The organism is Streptomyces sp. NPDC042638, assembly GCF_040647235.1.
GTDB lineage: Bacteria > Actinomycetota > Actinomycetes > Streptomycetales > Streptomycetaceae > Streptomyces > Streptomyces rameus.
The window spans coordinates 1-13119 of the sequence record NZ_JBEZBT010000099.1 but is presented as its reverse complement, the minus strand read 5'-3'; the positions used below and the strand labels follow the sequence as shown (position 1 = coordinate 13119).

8 protein-coding genes, 1 tRNA gene and 1 pseudogene are annotated in these 13119 nt (G+C 71.9%); 7 read left to right on the top strand and 3 right to left on the bottom strand.

Features of this window, described 5'->3' with window-relative positions:
• Window positions 1-43: 43 nt before the first annotated feature.
• Genes AB0B40_RS36895 through AB0B40_RS36885 form a run of 3 tightly spaced genes read right to left on the bottom strand, consistent with a single transcriptional unit; the run spans window position 44 to window position 5130 of the window.
• On the bottom strand, window positions 44-2191 hold the full coding sequence (locus tag AB0B40_RS36895; RefSeq protein WP_362267958.1) for an acetate--CoA ligase family protein: 2148 nt from the start codon (window positions 2189-2191) through the stop codon (window positions 44-46).
• Between the two features lie 4 nt (window positions 2192-2195).
• The gene (gene frc / locus AB0B40_RS36890; protein ID WP_345052781.1) at window positions 2196-3437 is read right to left on the bottom strand and encodes a formyl-CoA transferase; all 1242 of its coding nucleotides are present in this window, start codon (window positions 3435-3437) and stop codon (window positions 2196-2198) included.
• A 10-nt stretch (window positions 3438-3447) separates the two neighbouring features.
• Window positions 3448-5130 carry a thiamine pyrophosphate-binding protein gene (locus tag AB0B40_RS36885; RefSeq protein ID WP_362267955.1) on the bottom strand — a complete coding sequence of 561 codons (1683 nt, stop codon included), beginning with the start codon at window positions 5128-5130 and terminating at the stop codon, window positions 3448-3450.
• 231 nt (window positions 5131-5361) lie between these two features.
• Between AB0B40_RS36885 and sucC the strand changes: the two genes are divergently transcribed.
• From sucC to AB0B40_RS36850, 7 genes and pseudogenes are all read left to right on the top strand, one after another.
• The gene (gene sucC / locus AB0B40_RS36880) at window positions 5362-6492 is read left to right on the top strand and encodes an ADP-forming succinate--CoA ligase subunit beta (RefSeq protein ID WP_362267953.1); all 1131 of its coding nucleotides are present in this window, start codon (window positions 5362-5364) and stop codon (window positions 6490-6492) included.
• Window positions 6493-6503: 11 nt separating this feature from the next.
• Window positions 6504-7385 (top strand): succinate--CoA ligase subunit alpha, encoded by an 882-nt coding sequence (gene sucD / locus AB0B40_RS36875; protein ID WP_345052788.1) that lies wholly within the window; start codon window positions 6504-6506, stop codon window positions 7383-7385.
• 563 nt (window positions 7386-7948) lie between these two features.
• Entirely contained in the window at window positions 7949-9529 is a 1581-nt protein-coding gene (locus tag AB0B40_RS36870) for an aldehyde dehydrogenase family protein (RefSeq protein ID WP_362267950.1), read from the top strand.
• 176 nt (window positions 9530-9705) lie between these two features.
• Window positions 9706-9790: transfer RNA gene (locus tag AB0B40_RS36865), tRNA-Leu, on the top strand.
• A gap of 407 nt (window positions 9791-10197) precedes the next feature.
• Window positions 10198-11268 (top strand): NADH:flavin oxidoreductase/NADH oxidase, encoded by a 1071-nt coding sequence (locus AB0B40_RS36860; protein WP_362267947.1) that lies wholly within the window; start codon window positions 10198-10200, stop codon window positions 11266-11268.
• Between the two features lie 14 nt (window positions 11269-11282).
• A pseudogene (locus tag AB0B40_RS36855) lies at window positions 11283-11441 on the top strand (TraR/DksA C4-type zinc finger protein); the annotation flags it as partial.
• Window positions 11442-11838: 397 nt separating this feature from the next.
• The gene (locus tag AB0B40_RS36850) at window positions 11839-12786 is read left to right on the top strand and encodes a phosphotransferase (protein ID WP_362267945.1); all 948 of its coding nucleotides are present in this window, start codon (window positions 11839-11841) and stop codon (window positions 12784-12786) included.
• Window positions 12787-13119: the final 333 nt, after the last annotated feature.

Here is a 13119-nt window from a genome sequence, read left to right as displayed (position 1 = left end):
GCCTTCTCCGCCCGGTACTCGTTGACGAAACCCAGCGCCACGCTCAGCACCAGAAGCCCCCCAAGAGCCCCGCCGCCCGTGCCCACCGGTACTTCGCACCGAGCACGGCCACCGGCCTCTCGGTCGTGTACGGGTAGGCCACCACCCCCCGCTCGAACAGGTACTGGCTGGCCTCCTCGACCTCCACGTCTCCCGCGAGGGACGCCACCACCGGCTTGTGCACGCCCCGTTCGCGGAACTCGGCGACCACGCGCGCGGTCAGCTCGGCGAACACCATCGGCGGGGTGACGATCGTGTGCCAGTAACCGAGCACCAGCGCGTGGATGCGCGGATCCTCCAGGCCCAGCCGGATCGTCGCCTCGTACGTGGACGGCGGCTCGCCACCGGTGATGTCGACCGGGTTGCCGGCCGCGCCGAACGGCGGGATGAACCGGCGGAACGCCTCGTCCAGGTCGGGCGGAATCTCCATCAGGGACAGCCCGTTGTCGGACACCGCGTCCGACAGCAGCACACCGCTGCCGCCGGCGCCCGTGATGATCACGACGTTGTCGCCCTTCGGGGTGGGCAGCACCGGCAACGCGCGCGCGTACTCCAGCATGTCGTGCAGGCCCGGCGCCCGGATGACCCCGGCCTGCCGGAGGATGTCGTCGTAGACCGCGTCGTCGCCCGCGAGCGCGCCGGTGTGCGAGCCGGCCGCCCTGGCACCCGCCGCCGTACGGCCCGCCTTCAGCACCACGACCGGCTTCCTGGGCACGGTCGCGCGGGCCGCCGCCACGAACGCCCGCCCGTCCTTGAGGTCTTCGAGGTGCATGGCGATGCACTCGGTGTGCGGGTCCTCGGCGAACCAGGTCAGCAGGTCGTCCTCGTCGAGGTCCGACTTGTTGCCGAGGCCGACGATCGCCGACACGCCCGTCCTGGTCGTGCGGGCGAAGCCCAGGATGGCCATGCCGATGCCACCGGACTGCGAGGTGAGCGCCACCGGGCCCTTGACGTCGTACGGCGTGCAGAACGTGGCGCACAGGTCCTGCCAGGTCGAGTAGTAGCCGTAGATGTTCGGTCCGAGCAGGCGGACGCCGTGCCGTTCGGCGATCTCCACGATCTCCGCCTGCAGCTCGTGCTCGCCGGTCTCGGCGAAACCGGACGGGATGAGGACGGCGTTGGGGATCCCCTTGCGTCCCACCTCCTCCAGGGCCGCGGCCACGCGTCCGGCGGGAATGGCGAAGACGGCCACGTCCACCTCACCGGGAACGTCCGTGACACTCTTGTACGCCTTGCGGCCCAGAATGTCGTCGGCCCTGGGGTTCACCGGGTGGATGTCACCGGCGAAGCCGCCGTCGAGCAGGTTGCGCATCACCGAGTTGCCGATCTTGCCCGGCTCGTTGGAGGCGCCGATGACGGCGACCGCGGAGGGCCGCATCAGCCGCCGCATGGACGCGAGGATCTCCTCGCGGGTGTACGTCCTCCTCGGCACCGGCCTGCTCTCGGCGAGGATCACCCGGATGTCCGCGGCGACCGCGCCGTCCGCCGTCGCGATGACCGGGTTGAGGTCCACCTCCGCGATCTCGGGGAAGTCCGCGACCAGTTCGGACACCCGCCGGATCTGCTCGGCCACCGCCCACCGGTCCACGCCGGCCCGCCCGCGCACCCCGCGCAGGATCTCCGCCGAACGGATGGAGTCGAGCATCGACAGCGCCTCGCCGGCGGAGACCGGCGCCAGCCGGAAGGTCACGTCCTTCAGCACCTCGACCAGCACTCCGCCGAGTCCGAACGCCACCACCTTCCCGAAGGTCGGATCGGTGACCGCGCCGACGATGACCTCCTGGCCCGGCGGCAGCAACTCCTGCACCTGGACGCCGTCGATGCGGGCCCGCGCGTCGTACGCGCGCGCGTTCTCGATGACCCGGTGGAACGCGGCCCGCACCCGTGCCGCGCCCTCCACGCCCACGACCACCCCGCCGGCGTCGGTCTTGTGCAGGATGTCCGGCGAGACGATCTTCAGGACCACCGGCCCGCCGAACCGCGCCGCCGCGGCCACCGCCTCGTCCACGTCGGTCGCCAGCGCCTCGCCCGGTACGGCGATCCCGTACGCGTCGGCGATCACCTTGCCCTCGGGCGCGGTCAGCGCGGTACGGCCCCCGGCCCGCACGGAGTCGAGGAGGGAGCGCACCGTGAGCACCCGGTCTTCGGCCATCACCTCAGATCACCCCGTTCGACTTCAGCAGGCGCAGTTCCTCGTCGCCGAGGCCCAGTTCGCCGGCGTAGACCTCTTCGTTGTGCTCGCCGAGGAGCGGTGAGCCGGTCACCTCGACGGGGGAGTCGGAGAGCTTGAGGGGGCTGCCGACGGTCACGAACTCGCCCCGCTCGCGGTGCGGGACGCGGACCACCATCTCGTTGGCGGCCAGCGAGGCGTCCTCGATGATCTCCTTGGTGGACAGGATGGGGCCGCACGGGATGTCGTGCGCGTTCAGCCGTTCCAGCACCTCCCACTTGGGGAGCGTGGCCGACCACTCCTCGATGAGCTGGAACATCTTGTTCAGCTTCGGCAGCCGGGCCTCGGGCGTCGCCCACCCGGGGTCCTCGGCGAGTTCCGGCCGGCCGATCAGCTCGGTGATCGGCTGCCACCCGACGGGCTGGACGATGACGTACACGTAGTCGTTCGGGCCGCCCGGCGCGCACCTGACCGCCCAGCCGGGCTGGCCGCCGCCGGAGGCGTTCCCGGACCGGGGGACCTCCGCGCCGAAGTCGTCGTTGGGATATTCGGCGAGCGGCCCGTGTGCCAGGCGCTGCTGGTCGCGCAGCTTCACCCGGCACAGGTTGAGCACGGCGTGCTGCATGGCCACGTTGACCCGCTGCCCGCGCCCGGTGCGCTCGCGCTGGAACAGAGCCGCGAGGATCCCCGCCACGGCGTGCACACCCGTCCCCGAGTCCCCTATCTGGGCTCCCGTCGCCAGCGGCGGGCCGTCCTCGAAACCGGTGGTCGACATCGACCCGCCCATGGCCTGCGCGACGACCTCGTACGCCTTGAAGCCGGTGTACGGGCCGTCCCCGAACCCCTTGATGGAGGCGTAGACGACGCGTGGGTTGATCTCCCGGATGCGGTCCCAGGTGAACCCCATCCGGTCGACCGCGCCGGGGCCGAAGTTCTCGACCATGACGTCCGAGCGCCGGATCAGCTCGGTGAGGATCTCCTTGCCGCGTTCGGTCTTGGTGTTCAGCGTGATGCTCCGCTTGTTGCAGTTGAGCATCGTGAAGTAGAGGGAGTCGACGTCCGGCAGGTCCCGCAGCTGCCTGCGGGTGATGTCCCCGGCCGGCGCCTCCAGCTTGACGACGTCGGCGCCGAGCCAGGCGAGCAGCTGGGTGGCGGACGGCCCGGACTGGACGTGGGTCATGTCCAGGACGCGGATGCCGGCCAGGGCTTTGGCGGGCGTTCCAGTCATGCGGGCCACCTCACTTGTACATGGTCTGGTTCATGGTTCCGGGGGCGTACGCGTCCGGGTCGACCCAGACGTTGACCAGCGACGGCTTGCCGGACTCGCGGGCCCGGCGCAGGGCGGGGCCGATGTCGGCCGGGTCGCGGACCTCCTCGCCGTGGCCGCCGAGGATCTGTGCGAACTTGTCGTACGGGACGTCGCCGAGGGTGTTGCCGACCCGCTCGCGGTCCTTGCCGTACTTGGCGGCCTGGCCGTAACGGATCTGGTTCATCGAGGAGTTGTTGCCGACGATGCCGACGAACGGGAGGTCGTAGCGGACGAGGGTCTCGAAGTCCCAGCCGGTGAGGGAGAAGGCGCCGTCCCCGAAGAGGGCGACCACCTCCTTGTCGGGGCGGGCCTGCTTGGCGGCGAGGACGAACGGGATGCCGACGCCGAGGGTGCCGAGGGGGCCCGGGTCCATCCAGTGGCCCGGCGACTTGGGCTGCACCACCTGCCCGGAGAAGGTGACGATGTCGCCGCCGTCGCCGATGTAGACCGAGTCCTCGGTGAGGAAGTCGTTGATCTCGGCGACCAGCCGGTAGGGGTGGATGGGGGAGGCGTCGGAGCGCAGCTGCGGCAGCCGCTTCCCGATCGCCGTCTGCTCGGCCGTACGCAGTTCGTCCAGCCATTCCTTGCGCCTGGACGCGCCGCCGTCGACCCGGCCGGACGCGGCCTCGGTGACGGACTTCAGGACCAGGCCGGCGTCGCCGACGATGCCGAGGCCGATGTCGCGGTTCTTGCCGACGGTCCGGTAGTCGAGGTCGATCTGCACGACCGTGGCGTCCGGCGAGAGGCGTTTGCCGTAGCCCATGCGGAAGTCGAAGGGCGTGCCGACGATCACGATGACGTCGGCGTGGGAGAAGGCGTACCGGCGGGAGAGCTGGAAGTGGTGCGGATCGCCCGGCGGGAGGGTGCCGCGTCCCGCGCCGTTCATGTACGCGGGGATGTTCAGGGTGCGCACCAGCTCGGTCGCCGCCTCGGTGCCCCGGGTCGTCCAGACCTGGCTGCCGAGCAGGATCGCGGGCTTCTCCGCGTGCACCAGCAGATCGGCGAGCCGCTCGATCGCCTCCGGGTCGCCGGCCGAGCGGGTCGACGCCCGGTAGCCGCCGGCCCGCGGGACGCGGGCCCTGGCGACCGGCACCTTCGCGTCGAGTACGTCCCGGGGTATCTCCAGGAACGAGGAGCCGGGCGCGCCGTGGTAGCACTCGCGGAAGGCCATCGACACCATGTCGGCGGCGCGTGCCGTGTCCGGCACGGTGGCCGCGAACTTGGTGATGGGGGCCATCATGTCGACGTGCGGCAGGTCCTGGAGGGAACCCATCCTGTGCTGGGTGAGCGCCCCCTGACCGCCGATCAGCAGCATCGGGGACTCCGCCCGGAAGGCGTTGGCGACCCCGGTCACGGCGTCGGTCGTCCCCGGACCGGCCGTGACGACCGCGCAGCCCGGCCTGCCGGTGATGCGGGCATAGCCGTCGGCGGCGTGGGCGGCGACCTGCTCGTGACGTACGTCGACGACCTCTATCCCCTCGTCCACGCAGCCGTCGTAGATGTCGATGATGTGGCCGCCGCACAGGGTGTAGATGCGGTCGACCCCTTCGGCCTTCAGTGCCTTGGCAACGAGATGGCCACCGGAGATGGCGTCCTGGGTGTCGTCGGGCATGACGAAGTCCTGTCCCTTCCTCGGGGGTTCGGGCGGCGCGCGGTGCACTGGACGCGTATGGCGTCAGGCCGTATGCGGTAGATTGCATACAGTCGACGAATACTGTATGAAGCTTGTTATCCCGCATTCGATGGGTGGTGTCCAGGGGGCGTTCACACTTTTCGGTCATCCGAGCCCGGTCGGTTCCGGACACCCAGGTCGCTCGCGATCACCCCGCAGACAGGAGCCGGAATGGACCTGTACGAACACCAGGCGCGACAGCTCTTCGCGGACCACGGCATCCCGGTGCCGCGGGCCGAGGTCACCGCATCGCCCCAGGGAGCCCGCGAGATCGCCCGCCGGCTCGGCGGCCGGGCCGTGGTCAAGGCGCAGGTGCGGACGGGCGGACGGGGCAAGGCCGGGGGAGTCCGTCTCGTCGCCGGCCCCGCCGCCGCCGAACTGACGACCCGCCAGATCCTCGGCACGGACATCAACGGGCACCGGGTCGGCAAGGTGATGCTCGCCGAACCGGTCGACGTGGCCGAGGAGTTCTACGTCTCCTACGTGCTGGACCGGGCAGCCGGCGGTTTCCTCGCCATCGCCTCCGCGCAGGGCGGCATGGAGATCGAGGAGGTGGCCGCGCGTCACCCGGAGGCGGTCGCGCGCATCCCCGTCGACCCGGCCGAGGGTGTCACCTCCGCCAAGGCCGGCGAGATCGCGAGCGCCGCCGGGCTGCCGCCGCAGACCGCCGACGTCCTCATCCGGCTGTGGCAGGTGCTGGTCGGCGAGGACGCCCTGCTGGTGGAGGTCAACCCGCTGGTGCGCACCGCGCAGGGACGCGTCCTCGCCCTGGACGGCAAGGTCACCATCGACGACAACGCCCGCTTCCGGCACAGCCGTTGGACGGCCGAGGACGAGGAGCGCCTGGATCCGCTGGAGGCGGCCGCCGCGGAGCGCGGGCTGGCCTGTGTCAGGCTCGACGGAGAGGTCGGGGTCATCGGCAACGGCGCCGGTCTGGTCATGTCGACCCTGGACGCCGTCGCCGGCTGCGGTGCCCGCCCCGCCGACTTCCTCGACATCGGGGGCGGGGCGTCCGCCGAGGTGATGGCCGACGGCCTCTCCGTGGTCCTCTCCGACCCTGCAGTGAAATGCGTCCTGGTCAACGTCTTCGGCGGGATCACCGCCTGCGACGCGGTCGCCGAAGGGATCGTGGCGGCCGTGGACACCGTCCGGCTCACCAATCCACTCGTCGTGCGCCTCGACGGCAACAACGCCGCGCGCGGACGGGCGATCCTCGGCGAGCGCGCGCATCCGTTCGTCGAGCAGGCCACCACCATGGACGGCGCCGCCCGCCGGGCCGCCGAACTCGCCCACAGCGCCTGAGGAGCCGGGACATGGCCATCCACCTCACCAAGGAGAGCAGGGTTCTGGTCCAGGGCATGACCGGGGGCCAGGGCATGCAGCACACCCGGCGCATGCTCGCGTCCGGCACGCGCGTCGTCGGCGGGGTCAACCCGCGCAAGGCCGGGCGGACGGCCGACTTCGACGGACAGGCCGTGCCCGTCTTCGGCTCGGTCGCCGACGGCGTGCGGTCGACCGGAGCGGACGTCACCGTCGTCTTCGTGCCGCCCGCCTTCGCCAAGGCGGCCGTCACCGAGGCCGTCGACGCCCGAGTCCCGCTGGCCGTCGTCATCACCGAGGGCATCCCGGTCCACGACACGGTCGCCTTCACCGCGTACGCGCGGCGCAACGGCACCCGGATCATCGGACCCAACTGCCCCGGTCTGATCAGCCCCGGGCAGTCCAACGCCGGCATCATCCCCGCCGACATCGCCAAGCCCGGCGCGGTCGGACTGGTCTCCAAGTCGGGCACGCTCACCTACCAGCTCATGCACGAACTGCGCGACACCGGCTTCTCCACCTGCGTCGGCATCGGCGGCGACCCCGTCGTCGGCACCAGCCACATCGACTGCCTCAGCGCCTTCCAGGACGACCCCGACACCGAGCTGATCGTCCTGATCGGGGAGATCGGCGGGGACGCGGAAGAACGGGCCGCCGCCTACATCCGCGACCACGTCACCAAGCCCGTCGTCGGCTACATCGCCGGGTTCACCGCACCCGAGGGCCGGACCATGGGGCACGCCGGCGCGATCGTCTCCGGCTCCACGGGGACGGCCCGCGCCAAGCAGCAGGCCCTTGAGGCGGCCGGCGTCCGGGTCGGCCGCACCCCGACCGAGACGGCCCGGCTGGCAGCGGCGACACTCCGCGCCGGCTGACGACCGCCCACCGCGCGGCGGTGCCGAGTTTCGTCCATCACGCGTCCCGCACCCCCGCCCGGGGCGGCCCTGCTGGTCACGGCGACACGCGCCGCCGACCGACGGCCGCACGCCGCGCGGCGCAACGCGGTTCCTGCACCACGGTTCCCGCGGCCCGACCGACACGCCCCGGCTGGTCACGGCCGACGGCCGCCCGCCGCTCGCCGCGCGGTGGTACCGAGGTTCGTCCACCGCGCGTCCCGCACCCCCGCCCGGGACGGCCCGGCTGGTCACGGCGACACGCGCCGCCGACCGACGACCGCACGCCGCGCGGCGCAACGCGGTTCCTTCACCACGGTTCCCGCGGCCCGACCGACACGCCCCGGCTGGTCACGGCCGACGGCCGCCCGCCGCTCGCCGCGCGGTGGTACCGAGGTTCGTCCACCGCGCGTCCCGCACCCCCGCCCGGGACGGCCCGGCTGGTCACGGCGACACGCGCCGCCGACCGACGACCGCACGCCGCGCCACAGCCCGGCCCCATCACCGACCCCGCCCCGACCGTGCACCGAGAGCGGAGCTGACGTATGCCACCCATCCTCACTCCCGGCCCTCCGCCGCCGGGCCTTCCGGCCGCCGCGCTGCTGAAACCCGGCACGGCCTACGCCGACGCCTGGCGGCGCTGCCTCGTCGCCGCGCCCGAGGCCTTCCGGGACGACCGTGTCCTCAACCTCTGGGGCGCCGCCTGGCGGCCCGACGGGCGCACGCTCCCCGCCACGACCCCGGTCGACGGCACGCCGATCGCCGGGGCCCCGCGCCTCGACGGCGCCGCCGCCCAGCACGCCGTACGCGCCGCCCTCGACCAGCACCGCGCCTGGCGGCACGTCGCACTGCCCGAACGGCGGGCGCGGATCGCCGCCACCCTGGACGCGCTCACCGCCCACCGCGACCTGCTCGCCCTGCTGCTCGTCTGGGAGATCGGCAAGCCCTGGCGGCTCGCCCTCGCGGACGTGGACCGGGCGATCGACGGCGTGCGCTGGTACGTCGACGGCATCGGGCCCATGCTCGCCCGCCGGACCCCGCTGGACGGCCCCGTCTCCAACATCGCCAGCTGGAACTATCCGATGAGCGTGCTCGTGCACGCCGCCCTCGTCCAGGCCCTGGCGGGCAACGCCGTCATCGCCAAGACCCCGACCGACGGCGGTGTGGCGTGCCTCACCCTCGCCGCCGCGCTGGCCGCCCGCGAAGGAGTGCCGCTCACCCTGGTCGGCGGCAGCGGCCGGGAGCTGAACCAGGCACTGGTGCGGGCGCCGGAGATCGGCTGCGTGTCCTTCGTCGGAGGCCGCGACACGGGCGCCGCCGTCGCCACCGACGTCGCAGACCTGGGTAAACGGCACATTCTCGAACAGGAGGGCCTGAACACCTGGGGCATCTGGAACTTCTCGGACTGGGCGGCACTCACCGCCGTCATCCCCAGACTCTTCGACTACGGCAAACAGCGCTGCACCGCCTACCCGCGCTTCGTCGTCCAGCGCTCCCTGTTCGACGCGTTCCTCGGCGCGTACCTGCCGGCGGTCCGGGGTGTCCGTGTGGGCCATCCGCTCGCCGTGGCGGACCCCGCCGATCCACCGCCCGAGCTGGACTTCGGTCCGCTGATCAACGCCGCGAAGGCCAAGGAGCTGACCGACCAGGTGGCCGAGGCCGTCGACCGGGGCGCCGTACCGCTGTACCGCGGCCGGCCCGACGGCTCGCGCTTCCTGCCGGGCCAGGACACCTCTGCCTACGTCCAGCCGATCACCCTCCTCAACCCGCCGCCGTCCTTCCCGCTGCACCACGCGGAGCCCTTCGGTCCGGTCGACACGATCGTCCTGGTCGACACCGAGGCCGAACTGCTGGCCGCCATGAACGCGTCGAACGGCGCCCTGGTGGCCACGCTCGCCACGGACGACCGGGCCGCCTACGACCGGCTCGCCCCGCAGATCCGCGCCTTCAAGACGGGGTACGGCGTTCCCCGCTCCCGCGGCGACCGGGACGAACTGTTCGGCGGGTTCGGCGCGTCCTGGCGCGGCGCGTTCGTCGGCGGCGACCTCCTGGTGCGGGCGGTCACCCGCGGTCCGGCGGGGGAGCGGCTGCCCGGGAACTTCCCGGAGTACCAGCTCATGCCCTGACCCTCACGGTGGGTGCGGGCCCTCTCGCCATCCGTGCGCAGGCGGCGAGGCGGCGGCCCGGCTCGGCCCGGGCCGCCGCCCGAGGGGCGGATACGCAGGTGAAACGCACCCCGAAACCTTGGTATTGTTGTCCATGTCGCCGCCGGGAACACCTCGCGCAAGGCGACAGACACCTGGTCCGGGTGGCGGAATGGCAGACGCGCTAGCTTGAGGTGCTAGTGCCCTTTATCGGGCGTGGGGGTTCAAGTCCCCCCTCGGACACAACGATTGACGATACGGTGACGAGGGCCCCGACCTAACGGTCGCGGTCCTCGTTGCGTGTTCGTAGCTGATGATGGCCCAGGGCGTCGTAGAGCGGGCCTCTCTTCTCGGCGGCGGCAGTCCGGATGTGCTGTGCAATGTGCCCAAGACTCTCAGTGATCGAACGATCGCGGCGATGTCGGCGCGCGTCGACGCCGTCGGCGGTATGCCGCCCGGCCCGGCCGCGGCCCGGGACCGCCACGTACCGGGACGTCCGCGTGGGTGGGCACCCCTGGCCGTGGTTGTGCCACGAGCGGGCCGGGTACTCGGGTGCAGCCACCGTGAGGGGCGCCCGCAGGAGCCCAGGCCGTCACGGCTCGACGGTTGCGGGGCCCCCGGCGTCCTACGTCCCCTCTGCGAGGCCTCCGATGAGCCGTCTCTTCTCGCCGCTCACCCTTCGCGGCACGACCTTTCCGAACCGGGCCTGGGTGGCCCCCATGTGCCAGTACAGCTCGGTCGACGGCTATCCGCAGGACTGGCATCTGGTCCATCTCGGCTCCCTGGCACGCGGCGGGTCCGGCCTGGTCATGCAAGAGGCCACGGCAGTGGAACCCGAAGGCCGGATCACCCCTTCCGACGCCGGCATCTGGGATGACGGGCAAGCCGCCGCGTACAAGCGGATCACCGACTTCGTCCATGGGCAGGGGGCCATCGCCGGCATCCAGATCTCCCATGCCGGCCGCAAGGCGTCGACGGCATCGCCCTGGGAGGGTGGCGGGTACGTCGAACCGGAGGCGGGAGGATGGCAGACGGTGGCACCGTCACCGCTGCCGTTCGGGGACTGGCCGGCCCCACATGAGCTCGGCGCGCACGACATCCGCGCACTGGTCCGGGCCTTCGGCGAGGCCGCCGCGCGGGCGCTGTCCGCCGGCTTCGAGGTCCTGGAGATCCACGCCGCCCACGGCTATCTGCTGCACCAGTTCCTGTCACCGCTGTCCAACCACCGCGGCGACGAGTACGGAGGCGACCTCGACGGGCGCAGCCGCTTCCTCGTCCAGGTCACCGACGCCGTACGGGCGCAGTGGCCGGAGGACCGCCCGCTGTTCGTACGCTTCTCGGCCACGGACTGGGCCGACGGCGGCTGGACGCCGGAGGAGACGGTCGAGCTGTCGCGGCACCTGGTGGCCCACGGCGTCGATCTGGTGGATGTCACCAGCGGCGGCCTCGTCCACAACGCCCGTATCGAAGTGGAGCCCGGCTACCAGGTTCCCTTCGCCCGAGCCGTCCGCGAGGGCGCGGCCCTGCCCGTCTCCGCGGTCGGCCTGATCACCGCACCGGAGCAGGCCGACCAGATCCTCGTGGATCGCTCGGCCGACGCGATCATGCTCGCGCGCGAACTGCTGCGCAACCCGACCTGGCCGCTCCGCGCGGCCCACGTGCTCCGTGACGACGTCCCGTGGCCGAAGCAGTACGAGCGTGGCCGCCCACGTCACGGCTGAGGCATCCGGGAATGGCGCGCCAGCATCTGAACGATCTCGATCACGCCCTGGAGCGGTTGGAGAGAGGTGTCCACGGGCGCTGCGAGCAATGTGGTGAGCCGATCCCGACGGGACGCCTCGAAGTTCGCCCGGCGGCGAAAACCCGCGTGAGCTGCGCGTCTGTAGCTCGTTGAAGCGTGCATGGTCGAGGGCGCGGCATGTCGTCCTGCCCCAACTCGTCATGCCTCTGTATCAGTGGGTTCTGCGAGTGACTCGCCGGAAGCACCGCTCATGCGGCAGTCGGCAGAGCGGCGATCGGGTCTGCTGCCATCCTCGTTGGCAGCCCGGTTGGCGTCCTGGTCGGAGGTCCCCCCGAGACCGCTCCGCTCCATTGCGAGCCCTCGCGCGCTCGGTGTCGTCCTTCTTGCTCCCGGGTTCGGGCGCGATGGTCACTTCTTCTGCTACGACAGGACCCGGCAGCGCTCCGTCACCGGGTGCCGCGCGGGCGAGGAGCCTACCGTGGGAGAGGGTCCCGGTGTCGGCCCCGCCGACCGGCCGGTCGTTCACGCAGGGGGCGGAAGGAGGCACGAGATGTCCGATGCGATACGGGACACCACGGCCCGGCGCGTACGACATTTCGTCGACGCCGGATATCCCGACGCCGGGCCCGTCGAGGCGGCGGTGGAGGGAGCCGTCTACCGGCTCGGGGACGGAACGGTGGCCAAGGTGTGGGAGCGCCGACGGGGATCCGAACTGCGGCGGATGCAGCGTTTCTACGCCGATGCCGCGGCGCACCTGCCGTTCGGCTCCCCGGAGATCCTCGCCGTCGAGGACATCGACGGTGTCCCGATGACCGTGGAGCGGGAGCTGACCGGCGAGCCCTTGGCGGGCAGGATCCGCACCGACGACCCGGACGAGGTGCTGCCCGAAGCGGTCGACTGCCTGGTCGGCGTGCTGCGCGCCCTCGCGGACGCCCATGACGTCGACGAGGTCAAGCACCTTCCTGTGCTGGACGAGGAACGCCCGCTGTGGGAAGGCCACACCACTTTCGGATCCGCCCTGGCGGACCTGGTGGACCGGCGGGTCAGCCGGTGCGCGGACCGGCTCTCCACGCATGTCCGCGACTTCGACGACACGCGCGCCCGGCTGCTTCGGAAGCTGCGCTCGCTGCCCCGTGCCGACGAGGCGGTCGTCCACGGTGACGTCTTCCCGGAGACCGTGCTGGTGGACGACGACCTGCGGCCGCTCGCCCTCGTGGACTACGGCTTCCTGTCCACGGGCGGGGACCCCCGGTTCGACGCCGCCGTGGCCGCGGCCATCTTCCCGGCGGGCACCGAGCACGCCCCGGAGATCACCCGGCAGCTCACCACGAGGTTCGCCGACGAGTTCGGCTACGCGGTCGACGACCTCCTGCTGTACCGGGCCGCCTATGCGATGGCCACGAGCGACGCCTTCGCGCCGGGCGGCGGTGACGAGCACTTCGCCTGGTGCGTCAATGTGCTCGAGGACCCGGCCGTCGCCGAGTCCCTGCACCGGTGACGCACAGCGGGCAGCCGGGCAGCCGGGCAGCCGGGAAGTTCCGGTGACGGTGTGTGCGGTGCCCTACGATCCCGAGCGGATCCAGGGGCACATGGCCCTTTCGGGTCATGACCGTGCTGACCCTGCTCCTGTTCGAGTCGGGCATGGAGGAGACCATCGTCGGCCGCGGCTGAGCAGCCACTTCCACCAGCGGCCAGGTGGGTGTCAAAGACGCGCTTGCGAGCGAGCGATTTTCATCGGCTGCGCTCAGCAGTGTTCCGGGCGCCGGGATGTCCGAGCTAGTGCTCTGACCACATAGGTTCGCCGGGTTGGCGGTCATGACGGTTGGATGTG